Here is a 26,850-nt window from a genome sequence, read left to right on the forward strand (position 1 = left end):
TTAAACTCCAAAGACATGACGGATCAGGAAGACTGTGATTGCAGCTGTGACCATGAAGGTCGGCACTGCCACCAAGGAGCGAAAAGACAGCCGAGATAGTCCGCAAACACCATGCCCTGAAGTGCAGCCAGACCCGAGACTGGCGCCCAGGCCTACGATCACGCCGCCGATCACGATCATAGTTGGGCTGACAGGTACCGTAAGTTCAGGCATCGCACCGGTTGCAGCATAGATCAGGCCCGGTGCGAGGATCATTCCCACAACCAAAGCTGTTCGCCAGGCGAATTCCTCACGGTTTTCTGGGAATGCCAAGCCGGACAAAATGCCCGTCGCACCCATGATGCGTCCAAGTCCGAGCATCAAAAGCACGGATCCAAGTCCAATTGCTAGCCCACCTCCAAATGAGGCGATCGGCGTAAACGCGGTTTCCATCAGGCGTCTCCGGTTGTTCGTGTTGCAACCTGATTACCGACCGGTGCCTTGCTCTTCAGTGACAATGTCACCCAACGCAAAAATTCATGCGCTGTCCGCCAAACGCTCTAATTGAGGTTTGTTCTGGAGGGTAATCCGCCCTCTCGTCTGAAGGATAAGTCCGCGCTTTTGAAAATCGTTCAGTATGCGTGAAACGACCTCACGCGCTGTCCCTAATTCGTTGGCCAAAGCCTGATGCGTCGCCTGGATTTCAGAATGACCTTCTCCCAGCGCCAAAAGGCGCTCTGCCAGTCGAACGTCCATTCTGCCAAAGGCGACATCGTCGACCACGCGCAGAAGATCAATCAACCGACGAGAATAGGCCGAGAAAACGAAGCCGCGAAAACTGTCTTCTTCAGCAGCCAGTCTATCAAAAGAGGTTTTTGGCAATGTGATTGCCGTAACGTCGGTCTCGGCAATACCCTCAGCATTATAAGCTTCCTCGGACAGCATGCAGGCGGTGGTCAGCACACAGCTCTCTCCAGCTTCAACACGATACAGCACGATTTCTCGCCCGGCATCAGAGCTTTGGGAAACGCGTATACGGCCGGCATGCAAAAACATCAGACTGTCCGGGATGTTGTCGGGTCCAAAAACTTGCTGGCCCTGCTTGTATGAAACCACGCGTGCTTCATGTAGAAGTTTATCCCTGACCCGCCGAGGTAGATTTCTCGTGCCAAGAAAGCTTTCGGTCCAATCTCCGACAGTTGTCTTCAATTTTTGTCCTATGCCCTGTGCGTTCGGTTCACTGGTTCCATACAAAGATGCGGTGGCACGCAATCTGGATCAATGGCTCTCTTCGCTTTTCAGACGAGCTAGATCCGAGCATCGCCCAACATTGGCCAGCCCGACTGGCTATTAATGCGCGGCTCAGCTCTTTGGCCGCTTCGGGCTCGGAGCGGACATTTCGTGAAATCTGCTCAACATCTGCTTTGCGGACGAAGCGGCCGTTCGTCTAATCGCTCATGGTTTTAAGAACTCGTTGATAGAACGAGCCAGGTGTATCCTTACCACTAGGTCTTTCGACCCACACCCGATCCAAGTTCAGTGCTCCTACAGGTACGATTTGCCGCGCGATCTCAGGCGGTGTGGTTTCGTCAGACGTTCCATTCTTCCAGTCGTGAAAAGCTGATGAGTATCGAACGACCGCTCCGCTAGTCGGCAAATCGAGCAACCTGCCCTCGGCAAAGAACACCAACCCGTCGCCCATTTCTTCCCCGATGAGTTTCAGCCTGTTTCCCAAACGATGTTTTAGGATGGCCACAAACACGATCGCTGCGGAAAACGTGAATTTGTCGACAAGCACGACAACCTGCTTACTTGCGCTTTGCGAGATGGCGTCGATCAAGGGCATGGTTAAAAGAAAATCACCGCCAGTGTTTCCGCGAACGTCAATCAAGAGTGTTTTGTTCGAGCAGGCGCGCACGCATTCCACTGCCGCTGAGATAGCTTTGGGGAGCGCAGTTTCGCTCGGGTCAAAGAAACTTGGCAACGCTATTGATAGTCCAAGATCTTGCCAGTCCTTAATCTCCACAAAGGTTTCGGGTTCCCAGGCCGGATCAGCCTTGCCGTGCTCGTTTCTCGGGTAGAGCGTCGATGCAGGGACAGTATTTCCATTTGCCACTTTCAGATTGGTTATCTGCCCATTTTCGTCCTTCACGCGATACTCGGCCGAACCGTCGTTTGACGAAAAACCTAAACGTGTCAAAGCGTACGGCCAAGCCAGAAGAATTGGTCCGATGACCCGTTTCCTTTGGCACGTTCCCGCTAGAAAATTCTGCGCAGTGGCTTCGATTTGGCTCACAGCCGCACCGTTGACTGCTATCAACTCTCCTTGCGGTGCAATTACCCCTGGTGCCGCCCCAATGACTTGCACCGAACGCCCCACGCTCACGAACCTCAGCGGTAGCACTGAGATTGCATCATTCGGGATCAGCCGTGAGTGCCCATTGTCGGGAAGTGCCAATAGACGCATCGCGGACAACAGAAATGCTTCAATGAAGCCCTCCAAAGCGTATCGTCGGCAGTCATTAACGCTGTTGTCTATGACGGCCTTCTCGACCCGCCGAAAGCTGGGATCGGTTGGCAGGGCGGTTTCCAGAATTTGCTTCAGGTCTTCCGTCAGCGACATGGTTCACAGTGGGCATAGCCGCTCGTCAATGTCCAGATTGGGCTCAGAGCAGCCGTTCGCTGCATCTGATGCCAACGGCCGCTCAGCGGACAAAGCCGTTGTTTGCTACACTGCAGCACGTTTGGTTTGAGTGAACGACTGCTTGAGCGGCCTCAATCTTGGTCTTGGGTAGCGGATCGAGAGTTTCAAGCGGGTCTCAGTTCAGACATTGAAACTTCCAACTAATGCGACGCTTTAGCTATTTGAAGCCGATAGTGAGCGTCAGTTCGGCCTCTTCAGAAGTTTGGTGCGAGCTTGGCCTTATTTTGCGGAACCGGTGTGATAAATCAAATCTGAGCTCGAAAAAGGCGGGGTATTTTATTTCAAGTAAGCCCTAAACTGAACACAGTTGATTTCAGAGTGCTGCCTTGACGGGCGCACTTCCATTGACGATGGTAATTTTATGAGCACTTTGAGAACATTTTTGCTTTCAAATCTGTGCATCCTGGCGTCTTCTGGATTGCTCTATGCAGAAAGTGGGATCGTAAAGTCCTTTGCAGGTTGTGCAGGGCGCTTCTCGGCTGAAATGGAACATGCGTGGCTTTTGAACGATGCCAAAGCTCAGGACTATGAACTGCGGCGCGGCGGGTTTGTGTCTCTGCTGGAAGCGACGACCACAGCAGAAAATGCCGAATTTGTCCTAAGCCACAGGGTGAATTCCAAACACGCGCATGCACGTCTGCTGCAAACCGCGACCTTTGGTTCAGACGAAACGAAGGCAAATGTGGCGCGCCGTACCGCCAAGCAGTATTTGGATCAGTGTAACTTGTTGATCCTTGGCGGTGTCTAAGAGCCGCTTCGCTGCGCTGCCGCATTATTAAGCGGGGCATGCTGCGCTGCCGCAAGATTAGGCAATACCCTCAATCTGTCCAGGAACTCGGGTCATGAGACTCTGAGTGCTGCGGAGAACTGTCCTAGCACTATGGAGTGCCGCAAGACGGCTTGGAACATGTGCGAAGGTGCCCGGCCCAGGAAACCTGAAGACGCCCTCGCACACCGCAATTATGCGTGGGGGGGTATATGGGACGTTTCGGCGCCCCGAACAACCCTGCTGCGCGTCGCATAAAAGGAAATGCTGATGCACACCAAACTTCTCACCACAACCGCCGCAGTCCTGTTGGCCAGTTCATTGCCTGCACTGGCCGATTGCCCGATCAAGGTTGGCGTCCTTCATTCGTTGTCCGGCACCATGGCCATTTCGGAAACCACGCTGAAAGACACGATGGAAATGCTGGTCGAACAGCAAAACGAAGCCGGTGGTCTTCTGGGGTGCGAGCTTGAAGCTGTCGTTGTAGATCCGGCCTCGGACTGGCCGCTTTTTGCCGAAAAGGCGCGTGAGTTGCTGACAGTGCACGAAGTTGACGTGATCTTTGGCAACTGGACATCGGTTTCCCGCAAATCCGTCCTGCCGGTGATCGAAGAACTGAACGGCCTGCTGTTCTATCCGGTTCAGTACGAGGGCGAAGAGAGCTCGAAAAACGTATTCTACACAGGCGCTGCGCCGAACCAGCAGGCGATCCCAGCCACGGATTACTTCCTGGATGAGCTGGGAGTTGAGAAATTTGCGCTGCTGGGAACCGACTACGTCTATCCGCGGACCACGAACAATATCCTTGAAAGCTACCTGAAGCAGAAGGGCATCGCGGAAGAGGACATTTTCGTCAACTACACGCCGTTCGGACATTCGGACTGGTCCAAGATCGTGGCCGACGTGGTCGCGCTTGGTGCGGATGGCAAGAAAGTCGGCGTGATTTCGACCATCAATGGCGACGCGAACGTTGGCTTCTATAAGGAACTTGCGGCCGCGGGCATCTCGGCTGATGACATTCCGGTTGTCGCCTTCTCGGTCGGTGAGGAAGAGTTGGCCGGTCTGGATACCACCAACCTCGTCGGTCACCTGGCGGCCTGGAACTATTTCCAGTCGGCCGAAAGCGATGCGAACGAAGCATGGGTCGAAGCTTGGAAAGCCCGAATGGGTGAGGACCGTGTGACCAATGACCCGATGGAGGCCCACTATATCGGCTTCAACATGTGGGTGAACGCGGCGACGGCTGCCGACACCACCGATGTGGACGCTGTTCGGACCGCCATGTACGGTCAGGAATTCCCGAACCTGACAGGCGGCACCGCTGTGATGCTGCCCAACCACCATCTGGCCAAGCCGGTCCTGATCGGTGAAATCCAGGAAGACGGTCAGTTCGACATCATCAGCCAGACCGAAGAAGTTCCGGGCGATGCCTGGACCGACTATCTGCCTGAGTCCGCTGTTCTCGTGTCGGATTGGAAAGAGCTGGGTTGCGGGATGTACAACACCGAAACCGAGAGCTGCGTACAGATCAAGTCCAACTACTAAGGTCTTAACCTGAATTCCTCGGGGCGCGCGAGTTGTGCCCCGAGGCTCAATACAAAGGTCTTCCTAAATGACGCTTCCGTTCAGGCGGGCAGTGCTTGCCCTGCTGGTCCTTGTGGCCCCTACCCTTTTGCAAGCGCAATCCGCAGACGCCCCGGTGCAGCAGATATTGCAGTCCCACGCGGAGGTGATTCAGAAATCCTCTCGCAAGACGATTGGCCCTGCGATCGACGCGCTGGCGCAAAGTGGGCTGCCGGAAGCGCAGACCGTTCTGGAGCGTTGGCAGGCCAAGGACATGTGGTTCAACAAAGAAACCGGTCTTTTTGTCTTTGCCTCAAAGGCTGACGGTGGGTTGCAGATCTTCGATGTATCTGACGGGGCCGAGATCGGGGTTGTCGAGAAAAAGAAATACAAACAACTCAAGCCCAATTCTGGCATTCGCGGGTTGATCGCGTCTGCTCTGGTGCAGTTTCAGCTGAACGACCCCAATCCAAGGACACGCGTCGCTGCTTTGACAGCGATTGAGCGAGACGCCGAAGCGTCGCACCTGTCTGCCCTGCGGGGTTCCATCGAGGCTGAACAAGACGCAGACCTCAAGGCGCGCAAAGACCGGTTGGAACGCTTGCTCACCATTCGCTTTGATGAGGATGAGGCCGCGAGGCTTGCTGCAATCGACAGCTTTGCCGGCGATCTGGGTGTTGATGTCAGGGCAACGCTCAATCCTTTGGTTTCATCCGAAATCAAGGCCGCAGATGAAATCCCGGACGGTGCGGTTGGCATTGAGGTCGGATCAGACGAGTTGACGCAGGACCAAGCCTATAACCTTCTTGTCGCAAACGGGTTGGCCCCGGAACCGGTGGATGCCGCAGCGGTAAAGCAAACCCTGATCGCCAACATAAACGGCGATACCGTTGCGGGTGTGCAAGTGGCGAGCCTTGACGAGGACGCCGCCCGAGAGGCCGCGTATCAGGTGTTGGCCCAGCAAGGTTTGGCGGCCCCTCTGGTGACACAGGAAGATATTGCCGAAGCCGTTCAAAAGCATAAGTTTTTCAAGGTGTACGTGTCGGCCCCCCTTCCCATCGCCCTTGCTGCGCAGGCGGCTTTGGACAACATCGAAACGCAGGTTGCATTGAACCAGACAGCGGATCTGGTGTTGGACGCGCTGTCTCTGGCCTCGATCTATTTCCTCGCTGCAATCGGTCTTGCGATCACCTTCGGGGTCATGGGCGTGATTAATATGGCGCATGGTGAATTCATTATGATGGGCGCCTACACCGGCTATGTGGTGCAGTTGTTCATTCCTGACCTGACGCTTTCGATCCTTGTGGCTATTCCATGCGCGTTTCTCGTGACCTTCGGGGCCGGAGTTCTGCTGGAGCGGCTCGTCATTCGGTGGTTGTACCACCGCCCGCTAGAGACGTTGCTGGCAACCTTCGGTGTTTCCATTGCCTTGCAGCAACTGGCCAAAAATATATTTGGCACGCAGGCGCGTCCTCTTACTGCGCCGGCATGGTTGGATGGGTCGATGGTTCTGAACGACATCGTGTCGATCAGCTACATTCGCATTGCGATCTTCGTTCTGGCGCTGCTGTTTCTGGCGCTGTTCCTTATTGTCATGAACCGAACCCGGCTGGGGCTTGAGGTGCGGGCTGTGACCCAGAACCCGCGCATGGCGTCCTCGATGGGCATCAACCCGGACCGGATCAACATGCTGACGTTCGGTCTGGGTTCGGGCATTGCTGGCATCGCCGGCGTGGCCATCGGGCTTTACGCCAAAGTCACGTCCGAGATGGGCTCTGACTACATTGTACAGAGCTTTATGACGGTGGTCGTCGGCGGCGTTGGCAACATCTGGGGCACGTTGCTGGGCGCGACGATGGTCGGAACGCTGCAAAAGGGGATTGAGTGGTTCAACCCCTCCAATACGCTGGCTGCGCAGACCTACATGATCCTTTTCATCATCCTGTTCATTCAATTCCGACCGCGTGGCATCATCGCGCTCAAAGGTCGGGCGGCGGAAGCGTGATATGGTTGACATGACTTCTACAGCCGAGCCGATACGCAAGCCGCTGGTGCTGCGTTATCCCTCTGTCGCGATCTTTCTGATCATCCTGTCCCTGTTTACGGCGATCATCACCGTTTTGGGCGAAGGGTTTGGCATCGGGCTGATTTCCACCAGCTTTATAAAAGCCTTGGGCAAGACGCTGTGCCTGTGTCTTGCTGCGCTGGCAATGGATCTGGTGTGGGGATACACAGGTATCCTGTCGCTGGGGCACATGGCGTTCTTTGGCATTGGCGGCTATGCCATCGGCATGTGGCTGATGTACGCCCGTACCGAGATAATCGTGGTCGACAGCCTCGCGGCCTCTGCCTTGCCGCCGACGGTTCAGGAAATCTCGGATGGCATTGCCACTCAGATTTTCGGCGTTGTCGGCGCATCCGAGTTCCCCCCAATCTGGGCTTTCGCACATTCCCTACCGCTGCAACTGGCTGCCGTCGTGTTGGTGCCCGGTCTGCTGGCCCTTATCTTTGGGTGGCTGGCGTTTCGCAGTCGGGTGACCGGGGTTTACCTGTCTATCCTGACGCAGGCGATGACGCTGGCGCTGTCCCTGTACCTATTCCAGAACGACAGCGGGTTGCGCGGGAACAATGGTTTGTCCGGGCTGCAGAACCTGCCGGGGCTGGACTCGGTGCCGCAATCAACAGTTTCGATCCTGTTCTTCTGGGCGTCCGCCTTGGCGCTTGGCCTTGGCTACCTTGTCTGCGCATCGGTGGTGTCCGGCAAATTTGGATCGGTCATTCGCGCCATCCGAGACGACGAAAGCCGCGTTCGGTTCCTTGGATACTCGGTCGAGGCCTACAAGCTTTTCATCTTTACCTTCACCGCCGTGATTTGTGGTATCGCGGGCGCTTTGTACTATCCACAGGCGGGCATCATTAACCCGGCCGAGATTGCGCCCATTGCGTCAATTTATCTGGCCGTTTGGGTGGCAATCGGCGGGCGCGGACGGCTGTACGGAGCGGTGATCGGTGCGGCCTTTGTCTCGTTGCTGTCGACATGGTTCACGGGCGGGCAAGCCCCTGATATCTCGCTTAGGTTCTACACGATCCAATGGGTCGACTGGTGGACCATCCTGCTTGGGTTCTCATTTGTTGCGGTCACGCTGTTCGCGCCGCGCGGCATAGGGGGACTGATCGACAAGCTTACAGAGCGCCGCGCGCCGGATCGACATGGGGCCGACCTAGGACCAGACCTTGGATCGCTGCGCGAAAAGGAGGCGAATGAATGAGCACGCTTCTCGAAGTCTCTGGCGTTTCCGTGTCCTTTGACGGCTTCAAGGCGATCAACAACCTGACATTCCAAATCGGCCCGGCCGAAATGCGCGCCGTCATCGGCCCGAACGGGGCGGGCAAGACGACGTTCATGGACATCATCACGGGCAAGACCAAGCCGGATGATGGTCATGTTCTTTGGGGTGAAAAATCGGTTTCACTACTTTCGATGAGCGAAAGTCAGATCGCGCAGGCCGGAGTGGGGCGAAAGTTCCAGCGACCGACTGTGTTCGAAGACCAAAGCGTCCGAGAAAACCTGATGCTTGCTTTGAAAAACAAACGCGGGCCGTTGGCTGTACTGCGGTTCCGGGCGCGTCAGGAAGATCATGAGAGAGTCGCAACGCTGGCCGAGGAAATCGGACTGCAGAGCGCCTTGGACCGCAAGGCAAGTGAACTTAGCCACGGGCAAAAGCAATGGCTCGAGATCGGGATGCTGCTGGCTCAGGACCCGCAATTGCTGCTGGTCGATGAGCCTGCGGCGGGGATGACCCCGGCAGAGCGCAAGCATACGACCGACATTCTTGTCGAAGCGGCCAAAACCCGGGCCGTCGTCGTTGTCGAACACGATATGGAGTTTGTCCGTCGCTTGAACTGCAAAGTCACCGTGCTGCACGATGGATCGGTTCTGGCCGAAGGATCGTTGGACCATGTCACCCGGAACGAAAAAGTAATCGAGGTTTATCTTGGCCGCTGACCTTCTGAACATCTCCGATCTGACCCTGCACTATGGCGGCAGCCTGATCTTGCACGCCGTCGACATTACCGCGCGTCAGGGTCAGGTGACCTGCGTGATGGGGACAAATGGCGTTGGAAAAACAAGTCTTTTGAAAGCGATATCCGGCACGCATCCCCGCAGCGGTGGCGACTATGTGCTGAACGGCAAAAAAATCGGCAATGTCACTTCCTTTGAGCTTGCCAGAAAAGGAGTGGCTTACGTTCCGCAAGGGCGCGAGATCTTTCCGTTTTTAACGGTTCGCGAAAACCTCGAAATCGGCTTCGCCTGCCTGCCCCGCAGCGATCACGCGATCCCCAGCTATATCTTCGAGCTTTTTCCGGTCTTAAAAGAGTTCCTTTCTCGGCGCGGGGGCGACTTATCTGGTGGTCAACAGCAACAGCTTGCAATTGCGCGCGCGTTGATCACGAAGCCAAAGATACTGCTTTTGGACGAACCGACCGAAGGTATTCAACCAAACATTATCAAACAGATCGGGGAAGTCGTCGGCCTGCTACGCGATCAAGGGGAAATGGCTATAGTCTTGGTCGAGCAGTTTTTTGAGTTTGCTTATTCGTTAGGCGATGAATTCTTGGTTCTCGAGCGAGGCACCCCTCATCTACGCGGCTCCAAATGCCAAATTGGCAAAGAACAACTAAGGTCCGCGGTGTCTGTTTAACGGCACTGTAGTGGTTCCCTTCTGCTCTGCCATACCTGACGCACCGCATTTAACACTTCGGACTTATGCATATACCTTCTCGTAGCTCACTTAGCTGCATAGAATGCCGATTACTTGCAGTTTTTTGTATTCCGATGTTCGTGGATCAGGGGCATTTTGGGCTCAACTTGGTCATCTGACCATTTTTCTCAGATGACAGCTTATGAGAGGAAAGAAGACACATAAGGCTGTGGCAGTGCGGGTTAGGGCCTGCCTCTGCCGTCCCAATACTCTTTATCAGGCTCTTGATATCCAGCTCCTTCATGGCAGCACACCCTCACGACAATGATTATGAAGAGTGCCATCAGGATTGCTCTGGCACTTGGGGTTTGGAGCAAGTATTTCATTATTCTTTTTTATTGTTGAGTGAGTGACTTGGCAAAGAAGTCCCGCGCCTTTTCATTCAGCGCCAGTTGAGCTCAACTAACCGGCAGCAGGCCGCATTGTGAAGCGGTTCGGAGGAGGTCAATTGATTGGTTTTTGCTCTGAGCGCCAACAGTTCGTGAGCATCCGTGAAATGAGTTATCCGGATTTCAACGTAACACACGACAACCACTCTGTAAATTTAACGACGTCAGAGGTAGTAGCGCGGTTTTACGAAGGATTTGATGTTAAGAAGGAAATGACGCAGGATGAAACTTTCTATTCAAACGCCAAGGAAAAAACTTCTCAGTTCTAATCCTCATCATGATTGGCGGTATTACCTGAAATCCTTGTGCCCGTATCTTAAAGAGTTCGCATTTAACTGCTTGTGCAATGCGACCAGAATTACGCCTTGGATACGCCGTTTCTCGCAGCTACGAAATCCACAAGGTGAGGAACGTAGTCGTTCGGCCCGTCACCTCCAGCGGCGAGCGCCATTGCAAAACTGTTTTTTGCGGCGTTTCCGATTGGATTGGACAGCCCCACTTCATCTGCCATGGCTTCGAGGTAACGCAAATCTTTCAGAGCATTGGATAAAGTGAATTTGTGGGAGTCTCGATTGCCTTCAACGGCGTACCCCATGAAGGTTTGATAAAACCCGCAATCCATCCTGCTGCCACGAATGACCGAGTCGAATTCCTTGGTGGATATTCCGACTTTTTCGGACAGTGCCAACGCTTCCGAATAGAGCGCCGCGTATCCCAGTGAAAGAAAGTTATTCAGAAGCTTCATTTTATGCCCTGCAGCACATGGGCCGATGTGAACGATGGTCTTTGCCCAAGCTGCGATAACAGGCTTCAACCGCTCAAAAACAACTGGGTCGGCGCCGACCATGGTCGCCAGCTCTCCGTTCTGTGCCTGCACGGGTGTCCCGCCCAACGGCGCGTCCGCCATATGGTGACCGGCCTGCGCTAACTTATTCGCGAGTGCCAAAGTGGAATTCGGGTCTGACGTGGAGCAGTCTACAATGACGCTACCGGCCTGCATGGACGGCATCATGGCTGCCACGATTGCCTCGACCTGAGGAGAACCGGGCGCACAAACATGGATAACTGATGACACTGCTGCAAGCTCCGCGAGGTTTTCCGCCTCCGTCGCACCCTGAGCGACCAACTCATCGACAGGTCCGCGGTTTCGATGAGCAATCACATTAACTGTGAAACCGGCCATTAGCAGATTTGAGGCCATACCTTGACCCATCAAGCCAACACCAACAAATCCGATCGTTTCTTTGCTCATGGGGGTCTCCCTTTACCATTTACGGAGAGTCAGTGTGGACTAGTACAGAATGAAAAAGCAATGGCGGCTTAACTTTGCTTCGTGAACCAAGGCGCAGGACGCAGCGAATGAACGTTTCTAGTCCTTTTCGACAGATGCTGCGCTTGAACCAAATGTCTGTATTGGGCTCAAAGCAGTCGTTTGCTGCAATCTGTGTGAGTGTCTGCTAATTTTGTTTTACCAACATTCTGTCATATGACACCTTGCGCTGTGCCTCGCTTGAAATCGATCGTTGTGTGGTATCTATCGTGGTAACTATTAAATTTAGCTAAATTTATTATATACTTAACATAGGACTACAGAATTAGTTATACTGACTTCGTCCCCGCCATACAGCATTGAAACCAGATGATGTTTCGGGGTTTAGTCGACCGAACCCGCGACAATGGACGCTAGTGATCGAAGTTCGACGCGCCGGATGATTCAGCTAACCTTAGCCGTTTACGGCTACCCACCTTAGGCTTCGGATCGCACTGTCGGATTCCTTCGGTTGGGAATCTTCCCTCGCTCGAGCTTCTTTTGTGCCAACCCCCAACCGGAGCGGTAACAAGACGAACGCTTCTCGGTTTGCGTCCGACTTGAAGTTTGAAGCAAGCGACCTGACTGCGTGTCGGCAATAGAGACGCGCGGCAGAAACTTCTGGAGCGAGCAACAGCAGCGCTGGCTCCGCCACCGGACAGGTCGGCCAAAACCCGACGAACACCGATCCGATCCCAATGCGAAGGTTTCCTGCGCGGCGTGTTCGCGAAGAACCTGAACGCAAGTTTTGAGCCGTCGCAGGATCGGTCTCATCAAAATTTTGTATTTCATTCCAATACTGTTATGTATGAATTTATTTTGCGGGCGGGGGCGTAATGAACTCACTAACCAGAATAACACGCGGGATAGGCGTCGCCTTGAAGGACGGCAGGGTGAAGAGTCTTTTGGCCTTCACCATAGGCATGATCCTTTGGGCATCTGTTTTTTATCACTATGTAGAAGGCTGGAGTTGGCTGGATTCCATCTACTTTTCCGTAGTGACGATTTCGACCGTCGGATTCGGTGACTTCTCGCCCGAGACCGCGTTAGGTAAGATTTTTACCATGGTCTATATCATTGTCGGACTGGGTGTCTTTGTGACTGCGGCAACCACGATTGCGGACACGATCCTGTCTCAGGATGACAAAAAAGCAGACGAGTAAAACGACCCTAGCCCTGACGTTGCGCTCAAAAAACAACTGCAGTGCTGAAGCCGCAGTTCGTTTTTTCGACGCTTCATCAAACCCATACCAAGCGACGATGTTTGAAAAAATGTACATATCACGTTTTTTGAGTGTAAGGTTTGGAAAACGAGTAATGGAGGGACGGTATGGAAAAGACACAAGACGCAAGAATTGTGGATCTGGCAATTCGCTTGCTTTTTCTTGGGTTATTCCTTTACAGCGCATTGGTCATGATCGCACCGCTGGCAAGCGTGGTGATCTGGGCGACGATACTCTGCGTCGCGCTTTATCCGGTTTTTGATTGGCTTCAGGCCAAGTTGGGCGGACGCAAGTCGCTGGCCGCAACCATTCTGGTTTTGCTGGGTCTGGTTCTGACCTTGGGGCCCGTCGCAACTGCAGTATCGGGCGCAGCGGAGCTTGGAGGCGAGTTTGCGGAACAGGCGGACAGCGGTGAATTGAAAGTCCCACCGGCGCCTGAAGGTCTCAAGGAGCTGCCCCTGGTCGGGAACAAGATCGCCGAAGTCTGGGGGATGTTCGAAAGGAACCTGGACGGTGCGCTGGCCAAATATGGTACACAAATCCTGGAAGTGACCAAATCCCTCTTTGGTAAGGTTCTGGGTATCGGGATCGGGCTTTTGGGACTGGCCCTTTCGGTTTTGATCATGGGAGCTCTGTTCAGCCCCGGCCCGAACCTGGTTCAGGGCCTGCAACGATTTGCCAACCGCGTGTTTGCGCCACGCGGGGGTGAGTTCGTGACTCTGGCGGGTGCAACAATCCGAAATGTCACAAAGGGTGTCATCGGCGTGGCGGCAATTCAAGCTGTCGTCGTGTGGTTGCTGTTGGTGCTGTTTGGGATTGGTTCAGCTGCGACGCTGGCGTTTATCTGCCTGATTCTGTCCATCATCCAGATCGGGCCCGGTCTGGTGCTATTGCCCGTAGTAATTTACGCGTGGAGCTCAATGTCCGGTGGTGCGGCTTTGGTGTTCACCATATTGGCCATCCCTGTCGCCATCATGGACAGCTTCCTGCGTCCGGTCTTCATCTCAAAAGGTCTTGAGACACCAATGCTGGTGATCCTGATTGGGGTTCTCGGTGGCATGATGGCCTACGGCTTGATCGGCATTTTCATGGGACCGGTTCTGTTCGCTGTCTTCTACGAGCTGTTCAAGGTCTGGATCGACGCCTCACCCGAAACGGAAGACGCTGCTGAAGGAGCAGCAAAATGAGAAAAACAATATGGACGACACTTGCCGTCATTCTTGTTTTTCTTGTGTGGTATCTGGTTGCCGACCGGAAAACTCCGTTTACGGGAAATGCCAGAGTCAAGGCCGTGGCAACGCAGATCGTGCCGCAGGTCACTGGCACGGTGACCGAAGTTCTGGTCGAAAACGGTCAGGTCGTCTCAGCTGGTGACGTGCTGGTTCGGATTGACGCCAGACCATATGAAATCGATCGCGCAAAGGCAGAAGCGGATCTGGAAGCTGCAACACAGGAAGTGGGCGCTTCCTCGGCCGAGGTAAGTGCGGCGCAGGCCAAACTGGCTAGGGCGCAAAGTGACCTCGACACGATGCGCATACAGACAGAGCGGGTTTTTGCACTTGAAAAGAAAGGACTGATCGCGGTTTCAAAGGCGGATGACGCGCGGGGGCAACTGGCAGAGTCAGAGGCGAATTTCGAGAACGCCAAAGCGGATCTGGAGAAAGCCAAGCAGAGGCTAGGCAGCGAGGGAGTGGAAAACCCCAAAATTCAGCGCGCACTGGCAGCACTGGCGGATGCAGAGCTTAATCTTGAATGGACCGAGCTGCGCGCGCCGGCAACAGGTGTGATTTCCAACTTACTGATCGCGCCCGGAACATATGCGCGCTCCGGGCAGGACCTGCTGACCTTTCTGGATGCGACCGACGTCTGGATCGAAGCGTATTTTACCGAAAACAACCTTGGCAGAGCATCTGTAGGCTCGCCCGTCGACGTGGTGCTGGACATGCATCCCGGCAAGATTGTCCCGGGTGTAATCGAAAGCTTCAGCGCAGCTGTTTCCCTGAGCGGTGGAGATGAGCCCGGCCAATTGGCAAGCCCGCCAAGCACCAAGGGTTTTCTGCGCGAGCCGGAACGGTTCCCGGTTCGGATCGTGTTGCCCGGGTATGAGGCTGGAAGCGCCGAGGACGACCTGCGTTTTCAACTCAACGGGCAGGCGGACGTGATCATGTATCTCAGCGAAAACTCGCTACTGAACGTGGTTGGCCGCACCTACATTCGTTTGGTTTCGATCCTGTCTTATGCGTACTGAGGACAGAAACTCGGTCATCCGGCTTGCATTGGGGGTAACAGGCGTCTTCTCGTTGGGCCTGTTCCTGGGTTGGCCCCTTGCGGTTGTTGGTGCCGTGTTCACGGCCTTGTTTCTTCAAGCGCCGGCCGCGTTGCCTTTGGCGGCGTTTGCAAAGCTGTTTGTCTTCTCGATCGGGTTGATGTTTCTTTCGTTTCTGCTGTCATCGGTATTCGCACCATATCCCGTCGTATTTCTGATTCTGGTTGCGATCGGAATAATCCTGTCGTTCATATGGTCGGTGTCAGGCGCAGGAGTATTGCCCGGGGTCATTGCCCTAATGGGGGCATTGATGATCCCGAACCTTGTGCTGCAATCGCAGGATTTGGCCTTGGTGCTGGTGTTCTGGATCCCACTGAACCTTCTGTTTGCGGGGTTCGTATCCACACTGATGTTTGTTCTGATCCCCGCTGAACCCCCAACGCCTGCTGAAAAAAAAGCAGCGTCATCGCCTGAATTTGACCCGCATCGTCGGATCGTCAGGATGTCGCTTGTCACGGTTCCGTTTGCTTTGGCGTTTTTCGTGTCCGGCGCGTCGGCGTTGTTGGTGTTGTTCTTTGTGGCGCTTCTCAGTCAGCAACTGGCTGCGATGCCCGCAGCGGGGAAGACCGTTGCCAAGGCTATGCTGACAGCAAACCTGCTTGGAGCGGCGGTGTCGATCATCTGCTATGAAATCAACGTGATCGCCCCGGTCATTCTGACGCCTATACTGCTCTGTCTGTTCTTTTGTCTGACGCTTGGGGCGCTCGGCAAATCTCAGGTTCCACTGGCTGCCGCTGCCGGGTCTGCAATAACAACAGCATTGATTGTGTATGGCGGGTCGATTGCGCCGTTTTCCGACGAGGCCGACGTCAAAAGCATCACGCGTGTTCTGCAAGTCGCCGGCGCCGCGTTCTTTGTGATCATAGCCTACGTCGTGGTCGACGAATTCTGGCCGGAAAAGCAACGCCAGACCAGTCAGAACAACGCGGCCTGACGGGAACAGACGTCGCGGCCAATAACAGGCCAGCGCATGGTCACATATGTGGTCTGCCCAAAACTCTGGATGTCGGTAATGCCCGCAAAACACCCAGATAGCAATTCAGCGGATACCGAAACTCGGCCTATGTCGAACGCACCCCAATCCGCTTAACCGACACTGTTTTCTTACCTCCGCACCGCGCTAAACGCGGTACAGGGCAAGCCAAATCAAAAAACCGATATAGGCGAAAACTGTTACATTCAGCACCGTATCGACGATTGATCCCGTCATTTCGTGACCTCCTTCATCAGCGACTTGAGAAGGCAAATAACAAGGACAGGCACAATAAAGACAAACGCGATGGCTGACAGTGCGATAATGGATCGAACGAGCGCCACGTCGTTCACAAAAATCATCGCCAGCCCCAGGCCGCCCAGTACCACGCCCCAGATGGTACGCACACCAGGGGAAGGGTTTTCATCTCCGCCCGTTCCAATCATTGCTAGCGTGAATCCGGCGCTGACAACACTGGTGACCACAAACAGGAACGCGGCCGCGATTGTTGCGATCTGTGTCACGTATTGCAGAGGAAACTCTTGCAACAAAGCAAATGTCGTCGCATCAAGGCTTTCGGCGTTCACCTCCAGAAGATGGCCGCTTCCATCCAGAACGTCAAAGATACCAATCCCGCCGAAAACGCCAAACCAGAAGATCGAGAACAAAGTCGGCGCGATGATGACGCCGGTCAGAAACTCGCGGATCGTGCGGCCGCGCGAAATTCTTGCAATGAAAATCCCGACGAACGGGGACCATGCAAGCCACCAGATCATGTAGTTCAGCGTCCAGTCCTGAAACCATGTGGAAACGGTTTCGTCGAAAAACTCGGTTGTCGAAAACCCGGCGGGTATGACGTGGAAAACGTACCGGCCAAAACCGGAAACGATGGAATTCATCGCGAAGGACGTGGGACCAACAAGCAGCAAATAAACCAGCAGGGCAATTGCGATACTCATGGCCAGATTGGACAGCCTGGACATCCCCTCACCCAGATCGCGCCGAAGTGGGATAAGAAATGCAATGCACATGACGACAAAGATAATCGCGGTCAGCGAATACGAGTTTGGTATTCCCAGGACCCCTGCCAATCCCGTTTGAATCTGGAACACCCCCATCGCCAATGAGCCTGCCAGCCCGACGGCGATGGCAACAACCGACAAGAAATCGAAAACCCACGCCAACGCTCGGGTCCAGGCTTTATCTCCGTAAACGTCCAGCAGCGGTGCGCTCAACAGCAATGAGCGCTCTCTCCGAAATGCAAAATACGCAATAATCAGCCCGACGACGCCATAGATCGCCCAGGCATGAAAGCCCCAGTTCAAATAGGAGACAAATATGGCCAGGCTGGCCGCTTCCGGGTCGGCGCTGAAGTTGCGAATAACCGAAAAGTGCGTGAGAGGCTCTGACGCGCCAAAGAACAGCAGTCCAACGCCCATACCCGCCGCAAACAGCATTGCTATCCAGGCGACAGTGGAAAACTCGGGCTCTGATCCTTCGGGACCAATTCGTATCGAACCGAACCTGGACAGCGCGAGATAGATCGACAGCAACAAAAGTGCACTGGCTTCCAGCATAATGAACCAGCCCCGGCTTTCGAATTGAATCGAAACAACTGTTGAAGAAACGGATCCCAGGCCCTGTGGGTCGACAATGCCCCAAATGGCAATGCCGCTGCTGACCAGTAGTGCCGATACCAATAGCGCGTTAACTTTCATCGCTCGCCAATCTGAAGAAGTGCGTCTGCCTTGGCACCGTAGTCACAAAATACCGTCACACAAAGTCGCAAACGTGGATTGCCACGAGAAGCCGATGCTTATCCTGCCCTCGCAGTGGCCGTTTTCGTCCGCCCCCTGCCGCATCGTGGCTAATCACGGCTTGGTCCGCACAGAAAACGATCAAAGAACCGATGGACGGACGTGTCGAACCCGAATTGTGCAAACAATACTTTTCAAAAAATCACTATAAGTGAATATAATGCCCTAATATAGCATTGAACGGCGTGAACGGGGGAAGTCGGCGGTGTTTGATATATTGGCGCATACTGTCAATGAGACAGGCCAAGGTGATCTGATTGTTCAAAACACCACTATGCCTGCGATAATCAGCGGCTCGACCATTTCTTTCGACGGTGGGCAGACGTTCCAAGCCTACACGTATCTCGGTCAGGGCAACTATCGCGGCACCGGTGAGTCCGGCGAATTCATCAGAGTTGGCGGACAGGTCTATGCCTATAACACCACGAATCCCACCGGCCCGATGCAGACGGGCAACTGGAAAATTACAGAAGGCGACCTCGATCCCAGCAATCCTCCCTGCTTTGTTGGCGGAACATTGATCCAGACACCGCAAGGCGAGGTTCTGGTCGAACAGCTTCAAGCAGGAGACTTGGTTACCACGGCATCAGGCGGACACATGCCAATTCTTTGGATAGGCGGCCGACAGGTCATGCCCTCCATGCTGCTTCGCAATCCGTCATTGCAACCGTTGAGAATAGACACAGGCGTCCTTGGGAACGACCGGCCCCTGGTAATTTCCCAGCAACACAGATTGTTGGTTTCGGGCTACAAAGCGGAACTTCTTTTTGGTGAGCGAGAGGTCCTGATGCCCGCCAAGGCGCTTGTTGGATTTCCGGGTGTCACATTGGATTACTCCCGTACAACGTTCACCTACTACCACCTGTTGCTGGAAACACACGAGGTGGTCTTCGCAAATGGAGTTCCATCGGAAAGTCTGTTTCTTGGTGACCAGCTTGGGCGCACTGAAACCGATGAAATCAAACTCCTGTTTCCGGATTTGTTCTGCGAGTTAAGAACTGTCAGAGCAGCAAAGCCTATGGTTTCTCGTCGCGAAGCAATGGTGATGTTTGCCTGATCCGTTTTGCGCTAGCAGGAAAGACTGGCTTTGCTCTACCCTTGGACCTGCTGACTTCGTATTGCTGGCGAAGCAGTTTTCGCTGCGACTGAATGAAGGACTACGATGAGCCCAAATCAGGCTTCTTTTCCAAAGGTGGATGCAACGGGCGTGATAGCCTGCCCACACACCGCAGCCAACATATTCAGAAGCCACTTACGCGTTCTATTAGCCAATACATCGACACTGAGCCGATGCCATAAGCGGTAACAGTTGTCGCCGTTTGACCAATCGGAACCGTTATGAATCGCCCCGCCGCTATTAGAAGAGCCAAAGCGCCAATGAAACTGAGCTGGCCTGCCTCGACGCCGACATTGAAGGCAAGCAACGCCGCCGGAATATCGCTTGAGGGCAATCCGATCTCGGCCAACGCTCCCGCAAAGCCAAGGCCGTGCAAAAGCCCAAATCCGAAACATACGATCCAGGGTTTCTGTTTTGACAGCCGGAACCGACCTTCGCCGCCCTTCACAATCTCCATGGCGAGGAAAACGATGGAAAGCGCGATTACAGCCTCGACCGGCGGACCGGGAACATTCAGGACACCGAAAGTCGCAAGCGCCAGAGTTATGGAGTGCGCAACTGTAAAAGCCGTTACAGCGCCAACCAGCCTCCATGGCTCACGAACCAGAATGAACAGCGCGAAGACAAACAGCAGGTGATCCCAACCTTCCAGTATGTGTTCAAACCCCAACAGGAAATATGCGGAAAAGACTGACCACGTCGTCTGTTCGGTAGGTATTTTCTGAATGGCGGCATCTGGCGTGAAACGAAGGGTCGTCGGCTCGGCTTGCAGAGGGTGCAAACGCACCAAGACGTCGTTCTTTTGAGTCTCTAGCCCCTCAATCGCAATGGGTTGGCCAGCTATACCTGCCCCGCACTCGACAACCCATGAAGATACCCAGGCTCTGCCGTCTGAAACCGGGTCCGGGCCCCGCGCCGGGGCGCAGCCATTCGGTAGGACCGCATCAATCGCCATCGGTCGACCGTTCACATCCGGCTTTCGCCAATGAACGCTCCACGTGTCTGAAGCGATTTGGCGAATTTCCAGATAACCCGGATCAAGCGCATGTGCGGTAGCCTTACCTGCCGACAAGGTAAGCAGCAAAGCAAAAACAAGACAAACAACTGCTCTCATTTGGCCGGGCCTGAAAGGTCGGGAGCTACGATTTCGTAGTTACGGGCAAGAGCCTTATATTGCGCCTGCGCCAGATCTTCGCTCGCAGCGCGACGCCAATCCCGCAGTACCGCACCGTGAATTTCTGCCAACGGCGGCAGTTGGCTGGGTTCGATGGCGACAACCTTGACCAGATGCACCCCATATCCCGACCGGATCGGTCCGGTCCATTCACCCACATCCAGCGTTGTCAGACCTTCGGAAAACCCATTTCCAAACACCGAGTCGATGACTCTTGTCGCGGTCATGGGCATTGAAGCGGGCAGCAATGTCGAGCCTCCAAGGCCATCAGGCTCCCGCTCGGCCCGCAGCGCGGTCAGAGCCTGCTCGATTTCTGCGTCGCCAGGCTTTTCACCCAGAAAAACCTGAGTGAAGGCCACTTTGGCAGATGTTGCGTAGCGTTCAGAGTTCTCCTGCAGAAAAGCCTCCAATTCTTCGTCATCCGGAACAACTGATGTGGCGATCGCTTCAGACAGAAAATCCATCTTTTGGCTCAGCCGGGACCTGATGACGGTATCGCCGCGATCAAGGCCAAGCTTTCTCGCTTCTCTGACCAGCACCTCTTCGCGAATGGATGCATCGACCAAGGCTTGCAACTCAGCGTCGCTTGGTCTGCGTTTCCACCTAGCTTCAAACTGATCTGACAGCAGCGCAACATCGTTTTCGTCGATTGCTATCATATCAATGTCTTCAACAGCCTCGGCTTCCGGCGCAACCAAATGGAACCAAACGAAAATCGCCGCTCCAATCAAGAAGAAATGGAACAGAGGTTCTTTCAACAATCGCATGAAGGCTCCTGCAAGAAAAACACGATCCGGTTCTATGTATCGATGCTGGCATCACCCGGTTGGGTTTTGCAAGAAACGAACACCCTGTGTGTTTCAGAAAGTTGGTGACAGCACCGGGGCAGAGGTACCTTCCCCGGCTTCCAATTCCGTCCCCAGATTGGATCACTCTTCCGGCGTGTACCAGATCGGAGAGGAATACGCGCGCTCCTGATGCGTCAGAACCGCGTCTTCCGGCAATTCGGCACCGAACCTCAGCTTGTCGTACAGCACCCAGCGTGGTGTGGGGATTTCGATGGCGCGCACGTAGTAAAAGGCCCGCGCATTCTGATCGAAATCAGGATCAGACCAAACCGTAACCAGTTCGGCGGTTCCGATTGTGTTGGTCCAGCTTGCGGTGTCTACATCCACGGTGTTTCCAACCGCGGGAACCTTGCCGTTTTCATCAGCAACACGATCACCCGACCACGCCACATCGTAGACCTTTTCCTGCAAAGCTCCGTCGGAATCGAGCCATCCCTTTACCACTTGCACGCGGTCCAGATTGGCACCAACCGGGTCGCGCAGAGCAGCGATCAGGAATGCGGGCGCACCATCACCTTCGCGGGGGCGCAGGTCCGAACCCATCGGGACCCCTTTGGTATAGCCGACATCTGCAAGGAAACGGGTTTCAACGTCCGCGTCATTGAAATCCCATCCGCCAAAGAACCGCAGGCCGATCCGGGGGCCGGTTGTTGCATAAGTCTCGCGCCGCTTGAACGCATCAAAGATCGCAGCGCGTGTGTTTTCGGTCGCCCAAACGGCCGTGTAGCCGGAAGCGACCAGAAGGTCGCCGGGAATTTCACCCAGATCATTGGCAATGAAAGGATGTTTGATCCGCGTGGCCGAAGGTTCAACACTGACAGATTTTCCAAAGAAGTTGTCCTCTTCGGCAGTGGCCAGAGATGTATGGCTGTCCGTCGCACCGCCCATACCGAACTTATAGGGGTTAACGCCGAACTTTTCTTCCAGCAACAGACCGCGCTTCAGTGCTTCTCGGGCGTATTCACCGGCCAGCATGTCATCGGTCTTCAGCTCGGTGATATCCAGATTGCCTACATCCCAGTTTTCGTAGTCTGCAAATTCGTCATCCGGGCTCAGGAATGGATGCGCTTCGCCGTCACCCTTGATCTGCGTGACTTCGTAATGGGGCTCCCATTTCGCACGGGCCGCCACGTATTCCTCGTCGACCTTGCCGCCGTGATACGTATCTTCGGTCGGGAACATCCACCCGTTTGACAGGTTGCCGTTATGGGCAAAGGCAACTGCACGCCCCCCGGTTTTTTCCTGATATTCTTCAAGCCACGCGTAAAGCGCCTTTGGATCCGTATCGCCGTAAGGCGGTTGCGTCACCGGGGGCACCATCTGAAGCGCTCTGATCGGCCCGTCGCGCAGCATGACGTTTCGATGCAAGTTGAAACCCTTCGGTACCGAGGTCCACTCGAACCCGATGAAAGCGGTAAAGTCGCCGGGGTCGTTATGCCGCTCGGCCGCCAAGACAATGTTCTCCCAGGTGAAGGCGAAAGCGTCGGCACCGGGGCTGTAGGACTCGAGAAGAACTTCCGGCAACGTCATTTGCGAGAAGTTGGTAATAATGTCGAACGCGGTTTTCCCGGCCTCTTCACCGCCGGCTTTGTAACCCTCGTACCATTCCAGACCTTTTGGATCGGCAAGAACACCGGGCTTGCCAGCTTGCAGATCCGGGGCAAATCCCATCAGGTCCGTGTGATCCGTCAGAACCATCCAATCCAACGGCCGGGCCAGCCGGACAGGTTGACCGGTGGACGAAATGACCTGCTCACCCTTTGCGAAACGCCATGCGTCGTCCGGCAGCAGGGTGTTCCCGAAGGCGCCCGCATCCAAGGAAAGCCCCGTGTGAAGGTGCGTGTCCCCCCAAAGCGGGCGTTCGGGAAAAGTCCGGTTGGCATATGGAGAAAACGGTCGGTCCGAGAACAAGTCTTCGGCCGCTTCTTTGCTTGGCACGGCGTCAGAAAGAGCAATTGTCGGCGCAAACACCAATGAGAAAAAACACGCGGATATCCGAAACATAGTGACCTCCCAAATCAACTATACCAACAGAATGGAGGAACTTTTCGCAGCCCCTTAATATTCGATTTTGTTTATATCACAGTGCGTCGATTTCCGTGAGGAATTTTCCGGACCACGGTTTTCGTGGTGCTGGAAAGGCAACCGATCCGTTTCCAATTCGAAGTTTCCACCTGCGAACGTTTTACGATTTCGCCCATGCTCGTGACCAGGAACCAGTGCTTGCGGAACTCAGGCGCGCAACCGCTTGTTCTCTGGGTCATAGACGTGGTGGTTGTGACGAACGGCAGATCGAAGTGCGCCAAAGGCTTGAACGTGGCAGCTTTGGCCAATGTCCAGAGTTCCCGTTTCCACATAACCCAGCGCGATAAGACGACCGCTTCGGAACCCCATCGACACGGATGTTAGGTAACCGATTGCTCGATCGCCCAGGATAATGGGATCAGACGGCAACGGATCTGGGCCAGGGTCCGTAATTTCAAGTCCGATGAATTGCCAGGCTGGCACCTCGCGCTTTTGCTGCATGACAGCTTCGCGCCCTGTGAACTGCCCCTTTCTCAGGTTGGCAAAGCTCGCCAGCCCCGCGTCAAAGAGTGTGTATTCCGTGCCAAAATCAGCAGCCCAGCCGTGATATCCCTTTTCAACCCGCATTGCGTTCAGCGCGTAGGAGCCGAAATTTCGAATACCGTGGTTTTGCCCGGCCTCCCAAATGGCCTGGTAAAGCTTTGTCAGGTGCTCGGAAGAGACATGAAGCTCCCAACCCAATTCACCCACGTAACTCACCCTGAGGGCGGTGACTGGTACGTCGGCGATCGTCGTCTCGGTAACGCTCATCCAAGGCCGGGTCAGGTCGCCGTTTGTCAAAGGCTCAAGAAGCGCACGGGATTTCGGCCCCATGACCAGAAGTGCGCCATCTCGTTCGTGCTGCCGGGTGAGCGTGGCATCGGCGTCGCCTATCTGTCCCGCGATCCAGTCGTAGTCACGGTCCACGGCAAGTGTCGGACCGCAGAGCAGAAAGCGGCCATCGGCCAGCCGGGCGGTCGTTGCCTCGGACCAGATCTTTCCGTTTGGTGTCAGCATGTAAGACAGGCGCACCCGTCCAACGTCCGGCAGGGAACTACAGAAGACCCTGTTCAAAACCGCGGCCGCATCCGGACCTTCGAGCGTGAATTTGGTAAAGCCGCCATGATCCATGATACCGACCGCATCCCGAACGGCCTCGCATTCCTTGCGGACCGGCTCATTCCATGCTTCTTCGCCAAAGCTTAGATCATGAGCCTCTGAACCAGGTGACGGATCAAACCAGAAGGCACGTTCCCAACCGCCGATCTGCCCCATGACCGCGCCCTGTGAAACCAGATGGTCGTAAAGCGGAGACTGCCTGACGGGTCGCCCGGAGGTCAGAATGCGGTGGGGGTAAGGGATCGCATATTGCAGATCGTAATGCTCCGACGCCCGGCGCGCCGCATAATCCCCGCATGCCCAGTCGCCAAAGCGTCGCGGATCCCAAGCGCTCAGATCCCATTCGGTTTCGCCTGCGGTCAACCATTCGGCCATTGCCTTGCCAATCGCGGCTGAATGCGTGATTCCGATCTGAACACCGGTCGCGTGGAAGAAATTTCGTACGCCACTAGCCGGACCGACAAGCGGCAGAGCATCCGGCGCATAAGGAATGGGGCCATTCACGAAACGTTGTGCCCCGGCTTGTTCCAGCAGCGGAACATGGCTGCATGCAGCCTCGAACACCGCCATCATCCCGTCGACATCGTCGGCAAAAAGCTGATGGTCAAAATCCCCGGGAACACCATCCATCCAGACAGGTCGACCTTCATGCGCGTAAGACCCCAGCAGGAACGCGTTCCGTTCCCGGCGCAGGTAGAACCTTAGATCCGGGTCCCGGATCAGCGGGAAGAGATCACTGTCCGCGTCCAGCTCAGGCAAGGCGCTTGTAACCATGTATTGGTGTTCCAGGGTCACGACAGGCAGGTTCATTCCGGCAAGCGCGGCGATCTGCGCGCCGCTAGATCCCGCCGCATTGATTACGGTTTCCGCAATCAGGCTGCCAGCCGATGTTTCGACCTCCCAGTCTCCGCTGCTGCGCTGTCTGAGGCCGGTGACTTTGGTATAGCGGCGCACCTCGGCCCCCATGTCCCGCGCGTGTTTGGCCAAGGCCTGCGTCAACTGGCTGGGATCAATATCACCTTCATAGGGGTCCAGAATGCCGCCCAGAACGTCATTCCCCGCCTTCCAGTAAGGGTGCATCTTCTCAATGTCCGACGGTTCCAGCATCGAAAGCTCGAACCCCGCGGATCGCGACACGCCACACAAATGCTGAAACAGCTGCATCCGCTCTGGCGTGTGTGCGGGCCAGATTGCCTTGGTGTGGCGGTAGGTAATCGGTGCATCCGGGTGGGTGGCAAGTTCCTTGTAAAGACGCCAGGCGTAGTTGCCCGCGCGCATCCCCAGCCACGAGTTGGCGTAAGTGGGAATGTTGCCTGCCGCATGCCAGGTCGAGCCAGCCGTCAGCTCATTTTTCTCGAGCAGCAGCGCATCGGCAATGCCCGCCTTGGCAAGATGGTAAAGGATAGCCGCCCCTACGGCGCCGCCACCGATGACGGCGACCTGCACGTGGTCCTGCATTCAGTGTTTCTCCAGCAATGTGCCGTAGCCCGGGATCGCATCCTTGATGCCGATGGCGCGAAGCGCTTGCCAATACACGGCCGCATTGCATGCAACGATTGGTTTTTTATAGCGCGCTTCCAATTCGGCGATCAGTGAGACCACGGGCAACGCGGTACCGACCTGAAGGATGACATCGCAGTCCGATGCAGCCACCTGAGAGAAGACGGCGCGAATATCGTCAAGCGGTGTTTCGCAAATCTCGGGGAGTGTCGGCGCCGCCGTTCCTTTGATCGCGGCAACCTCAAATCCGGCGGCCTCGGTATTGGCTTCTACAACCGCATCCACTTCTGCGCTGAACGGGGTGACAACTCCGACCCGCACCGCCCCAAGTGCGCGAAGCGCCGCGTAGTTGGCCTGCGAAGCGCCCAGCAAACGCACGCCCACCTGGTCAGAGACTTCCGAGCACCGGGCCGCCAGCTTGTCCGGCCCGCCCGCCCCTGCATCCGTTGTCAGCCCCACGGCAATTACCCCGGGGTTACAATCCATCAGCTTGGCCGCTTCGTCAGGCAGATCATCCGACACAGTGTCCCCACCAAGGCGAAAGCGCTGCATCTGGTTGGTCACACCGTTCGGTCGCAAAAGCTCCAGCTCCGGCTGCACGACGGTATTCATCGCCGGTGTCATCACGCCGACAATGGCGCGGGGCGCGAGCGTGTCAGTCATGCTGGTTCTCCCTGAGATATCGGTTCAAACCTTCCATGCCACCAATGTAGATTGCGTCACCCACGATACTGTCCATCTCGTTTGCGACATCAGGCGCACAGTTAAATCGGCTTTCCCAAATGCCCAGGGTCTGATCTGTATGTGATATCGGGATAAATCGATGCGTCGAAACGTATCCTTCGACGGGAAGCGGACTTTCGAGAATGTCGTAGGTATAGAAGTGGTCGATGTCGGAATGCGCAAGCAGGGTCTCGCGAAACACCGTCCCGTCGCGAATCTGCAGGCTGCGAATTGACCCGGTCGCGGTCGGCGCTCCATTTTCCAATGTGGCCTTATCCACTCCGGGGTTCCAGGCTGCTAACCCGTCAAAGTTTCGGACGGCCCGCCAGACCCGGTCGATATTTGCATCTATGATCATACTGCGAAAAACGTGCATCTTTTCCCTTTCAGTGACCCAAGCGAGTGGTAAATCGCGTGAATATCCTTTGTGTCGTTCAACGGGGATGTGAGAGCGCGATCCCATATTGATTGTGCACCAACTTCGCGCCAATCG

Annotated in this window: 22 protein-coding genes; 11 read left to right on the top strand and 11 right to left on the bottom strand. The window is 55.2% G+C overall.

Features of this window, described 5'->3' with window-relative positions:
• The 3 genes from ACR0FE_RS17655 to ACR0FE_RS17665 form a co-directional block, all read right to left on the bottom strand.
• Positions 1-432 carry a YeeE/YedE family protein gene (locus ACR0FE_RS17655; protein WP_170514316.1) on the bottom strand — a complete coding sequence of 144 codons (432 nt, stop codon included), beginning with the start codon at positions 430-432 and terminating at the stop codon, positions 1-3.
• A gap of 84 nt (positions 433-516) precedes the next feature.
• Positions 517-1,188 carry a Crp/Fnr family transcriptional regulator gene (locus tag ACR0FE_RS17660; RefSeq protein ID WP_170612194.1) on the bottom strand — a complete coding sequence of 224 codons (672 nt, stop codon included), beginning with the start codon at positions 1,186-1,188 and terminating at the stop codon, positions 517-519.
• Positions 1,189-1,426: 238 nt separating this feature from the next.
• Positions 1,427-2,602, bottom strand: a complete 1,176-nt coding sequence (locus tag ACR0FE_RS17665; RefSeq protein WP_480914323.1) for a S41 family peptidase — start codon at positions 2,600-2,602, stop codon at positions 1,427-1,429.
• Between the two features lie 388 nt (positions 2,603-2,990).
• On the opposite strand from ACR0FE_RS17665, the gene ACR0FE_RS17670 reads away from it, so the two are divergent.
• The 6 genes from ACR0FE_RS17670 to urtE all read left to right on the top strand — a co-directional run bounded on the left by ACR0FE_RS17670 (position 2,991) and on the right by urtE (position 9,715).
• Positions 2,991-3,431, top strand: a complete 441-nt coding sequence (locus tag ACR0FE_RS17670) for a hypothetical protein (RefSeq protein ID WP_170612196.1) — start codon at positions 2,991-2,993, stop codon at positions 3,429-3,431.
• Positions 3,432-3,719: 288 nt separating this feature from the next.
• The gene (urtA, locus tag ACR0FE_RS17675) at positions 3,720-4,994 is read left to right on the top strand and encodes an urea ABC transporter substrate-binding protein (protein WP_170612198.1); all 1,275 of its coding nucleotides are present in this window, start codon (positions 3,720-3,722) and stop codon (positions 4,992-4,994) included.
• Between the two features lie 67 nt (positions 4,995-5,061).
• Positions 5,062-7,017, top strand: coding sequence for an urea ABC transporter permease subunit UrtB (gene urtB / locus ACR0FE_RS17680; protein WP_480914325.1), 1,956 nt, complete (start codon positions 5,062-5,064; stop codon positions 7,015-7,017).
• Between the two features lie 10 nt (positions 7,018-7,027).
• Complete coding sequence (gene urtC, locus ACR0FE_RS17685; RefSeq protein WP_480491775.1) at positions 7,028-8,281, top strand: urea ABC transporter permease subunit UrtC; 1,254 nt, start codon at positions 7,028-7,030, stop codon at positions 8,279-8,281.
• Complete coding sequence (gene urtD / locus ACR0FE_RS17690) at positions 8,278-9,018, top strand: urea ABC transporter ATP-binding protein UrtD (RefSeq protein ID WP_170612202.1); 741 nt, start codon at positions 8,278-8,280, stop codon at positions 9,016-9,018. The genes urtC and urtD overlap by 4 nt, the downstream gene beginning before the upstream one ends.
• Positions 9,008-9,715, top strand: a complete 708-nt coding sequence (gene urtE, locus ACR0FE_RS17695) for an urea ABC transporter ATP-binding subunit UrtE (protein WP_170612204.1) — start codon at positions 9,008-9,010, stop codon at positions 9,713-9,715. The genes urtD and urtE overlap by 11 nt, the downstream gene beginning before the upstream one ends.
• An 807-nt stretch (positions 9,716-10,522) precedes the next feature.
• On the opposite strand, the gene ACR0FE_RS17700 is transcribed toward urtE, so the two are convergent.
• Positions 10,523-11,416, bottom strand: a complete 894-nt coding sequence (locus tag ACR0FE_RS17700; protein ID WP_170612206.1) for an NAD(P)-dependent oxidoreductase — start codon at positions 11,414-11,416, stop codon at positions 10,523-10,525.
• Between the two features lie 950 nt (positions 11,417-12,366).
• On the opposite strand from ACR0FE_RS17700, the gene ACR0FE_RS17705 reads away from it, so the two are divergent.
• The 4 genes from ACR0FE_RS17705 (at position 12,367) to ACR0FE_RS17720 (ending at position 15,956) form a co-directional block, all read left to right on the top strand.
• The gene (locus tag ACR0FE_RS17705; RefSeq protein ID WP_321250731.1) at positions 12,367-12,636 is read left to right on the top strand and encodes a potassium channel family protein; all 270 of its coding nucleotides are present in this window, start codon (positions 12,367-12,369) and stop codon (positions 12,634-12,636) included.
• Between the two features lie 167 nt (positions 12,637-12,803).
• On the top strand, positions 12,804-13,883 hold the full coding sequence (locus tag ACR0FE_RS17710; RefSeq protein WP_480914328.1) for an AI-2E family transporter: 1,080 nt from the start codon (positions 12,804-12,806) through the stop codon (positions 13,881-13,883).
• Positions 13,880-14,944: an HlyD family secretion protein gene (locus ACR0FE_RS17715; RefSeq protein WP_170612212.1), complete on the top strand. Its 1,065-nt coding sequence runs from the start codon at positions 13,880-13,882 to the stop codon at positions 14,942-14,944. The genes ACR0FE_RS17710 and ACR0FE_RS17715 overlap by 4 nt, the downstream gene beginning before the upstream one ends.
• Positions 14,934-15,956, top strand: coding sequence for a DUF2955 domain-containing protein (locus ACR0FE_RS17720; RefSeq protein ID WP_480914330.1), 1,023 nt, complete (start codon positions 14,934-14,936; stop codon positions 15,954-15,956). The genes ACR0FE_RS17715 and ACR0FE_RS17720 overlap by 11 nt, the downstream gene beginning before the upstream one ends.
• Positions 15,957-16,228: 272 nt before the next feature.
• Here ACR0FE_RS17720 and ACR0FE_RS17725 read toward each other — a convergent pair whose 3' ends face one another.
• Positions 16,229-17,713, bottom strand: a complete 1,485-nt coding sequence (locus ACR0FE_RS17725) for a BCCT family transporter (RefSeq protein WP_480914332.1) — start codon at positions 17,711-17,713, stop codon at positions 16,229-16,231.
• Positions 17,714-18,017: 304 nt separating this feature from the next.
• Between ACR0FE_RS17725 and ACR0FE_RS17730 the strand changes: the two genes are divergently transcribed.
• Positions 18,018-18,869 carry a Hint domain-containing protein gene (locus ACR0FE_RS17730; protein WP_480914334.1) on the top strand — a complete coding sequence of 284 codons (852 nt, stop codon included), beginning with the start codon at positions 18,018-18,020 and terminating at the stop codon, positions 18,867-18,869.
• A gap of 184 nt (positions 18,870-19,053) precedes the next feature.
• Here the strand turns inward: ACR0FE_RS17730 and ACR0FE_RS17735 are convergent, their stop codons facing one another.
• The 6 genes from ACR0FE_RS17735 to ACR0FE_RS17760 form a co-directional block, all read right to left on the bottom strand.
• Entirely contained in the window at positions 19,054-20,043 is a 990-nt protein-coding gene (locus ACR0FE_RS17735; protein WP_480914336.1) for a HupE/UreJ family protein, read from the bottom strand.
• Positions 20,040-20,870, bottom strand: a complete 831-nt coding sequence (locus ACR0FE_RS17740) for a peptidyl-prolyl cis-trans isomerase (RefSeq protein WP_480914338.1) — start codon at positions 20,868-20,870, stop codon at positions 20,040-20,042. The genes ACR0FE_RS17735 and ACR0FE_RS17740 overlap by 4 nt, the downstream gene beginning before the upstream one ends.
• Positions 20,871-21,032: 162 nt before the next feature.
• Complete coding sequence (locus ACR0FE_RS17745; protein WP_480914340.1) at positions 21,033-22,955, bottom strand: DUF3604 domain-containing protein; 1,923 nt, start codon at positions 22,953-22,955, stop codon at positions 21,033-21,035.
• 228 nt (positions 22,956-23,183) lie between these two features.
• Entirely contained in the window at positions 23,184-25,592 is a 2,409-nt protein-coding gene (locus tag ACR0FE_RS17750) for a GcvT family protein (protein ID WP_480914342.1), read from the bottom strand.
• On the bottom strand, positions 25,593-26,297 hold the full coding sequence (locus ACR0FE_RS17755; RefSeq protein WP_480490396.1) for a maleate cis-trans isomerase family protein: 705 nt from the start codon (positions 26,295-26,297) through the stop codon (positions 25,593-25,595).
• Positions 26,290-26,715, bottom strand: coding sequence for an SRPBCC family protein (locus ACR0FE_RS17760; protein WP_170815977.1), 426 nt, complete (start codon positions 26,713-26,715; stop codon positions 26,290-26,292). Before ACR0FE_RS17760 ends, ACR0FE_RS17755 begins: the two co-directional genes overlap by 8 nt.
• Positions 26,716-26,850 lie beyond the last annotated feature (135 nt).

This window comes from Ruegeria sp. K7, from assembly GCF_056531785.1.

Bases quoted from the DNA above. Each gene is read 5' to 3' on its own strand.
- ACR0FE_RS17715 (WP_170612212.1), top strand. From the start codon at position 13,880: ATGAGAAAAACAATATGGACGACACTTGCCGTCATTCTTGTTTTTCTT.
- ACR0FE_RS17735 (WP_480914336.1), bottom strand. From the start codon at position 20,043: ATGAGAGCAGTTGTTTGTCTTGTTTTTGCTTTGCTGCTTACCTTGTCG.
- urtB (WP_480914325.1), top strand. From the start codon at position 5,062: ATGACGCTTCCGTTCAGGCGGGCAGTGCTTGCCCTGCTGGTCCTTGTG.
- ACR0FE_RS17745 (WP_480914340.1), bottom strand. From the start codon at position 22,955: ATGTTTCGGATATCCGCGTGTTTTTTCTCATTGGTGTTTGCGCCGACA.
- ACR0FE_RS17760 (WP_170815977.1), bottom strand. From the start codon at position 26,715: ATGATCATAGATGCAAATATCGACCGGGTCTGGCGGGCCGTCCGAAAC.
- ACR0FE_RS17710 (WP_480914328.1), top strand. From the start codon at position 12,804: ATGGAAAAGACACAAGACGCAAGAATTGTGGATCTGGCAATTCGCTTG.
- ACR0FE_RS17700 (WP_170612206.1), bottom strand. From the start codon at position 11,416: ATGAGCAAAGAAACGATCGGATTTGTTGGTGTTGGCTTGATGGGTCAA.
- ACR0FE_RS17755 (WP_480490396.1), bottom strand. From the start codon at position 26,297: ATGACTGACACGCTCGCGCCCCGCGCCATTGTCGGCGTGATGACACCG.
- ACR0FE_RS17655 (WP_170514316.1), bottom strand. From the start codon at position 432: ATGGAAACCGCGTTTACGCCGATCGCCTCATTTGGAGGTGGGCTAGCA.
- ACR0FE_RS17720 (WP_480914330.1), top strand. From the start codon at position 14,934: ATGCGTACTGAGGACAGAAACTCGGTCATCCGGCTTGCATTGGGGGTA.
- ACR0FE_RS17750 (WP_480914342.1), bottom strand. From the start codon at position 25,592: ATGCAGGACCACGTGCAGGTCGCCGTCATCGGTGGCGGCGCCGTAGGG.
- ACR0FE_RS17740 (WP_480914338.1), bottom strand. From the start codon at position 20,870: ATGCGATTGTTGAAAGAACCTCTGTTCCATTTCTTCTTGATTGGAGCG.
- urtC (WP_480491775.1), top strand. From the start codon at position 7,028: ATGACTTCTACAGCCGAGCCGATACGCAAGCCGCTGGTGCTGCGTTAT.
- ACR0FE_RS17725 (WP_480914332.1), bottom strand. From the start codon at position 17,713: ATGAAAGTTAACGCGCTATTGGTATCGGCACTACTGGTCAGCAGCGGC.
- urtD (WP_170612202.1), top strand. From the start codon at position 8,278: ATGAGCACGCTTCTCGAAGTCTCTGGCGTTTCCGTGTCCTTTGACGGC.
- ACR0FE_RS17665 (WP_480914323.1), bottom strand. From the start codon at position 2,602: ATGTCGCTGACGGAAGACCTGAAGCAAATTCTGGAAACCGCCCTGCCA.
- urtA (WP_170612198.1), top strand. From the start codon at position 3,720: ATGCACACCAAACTTCTCACCACAACCGCCGCAGTCCTGTTGGCCAGT.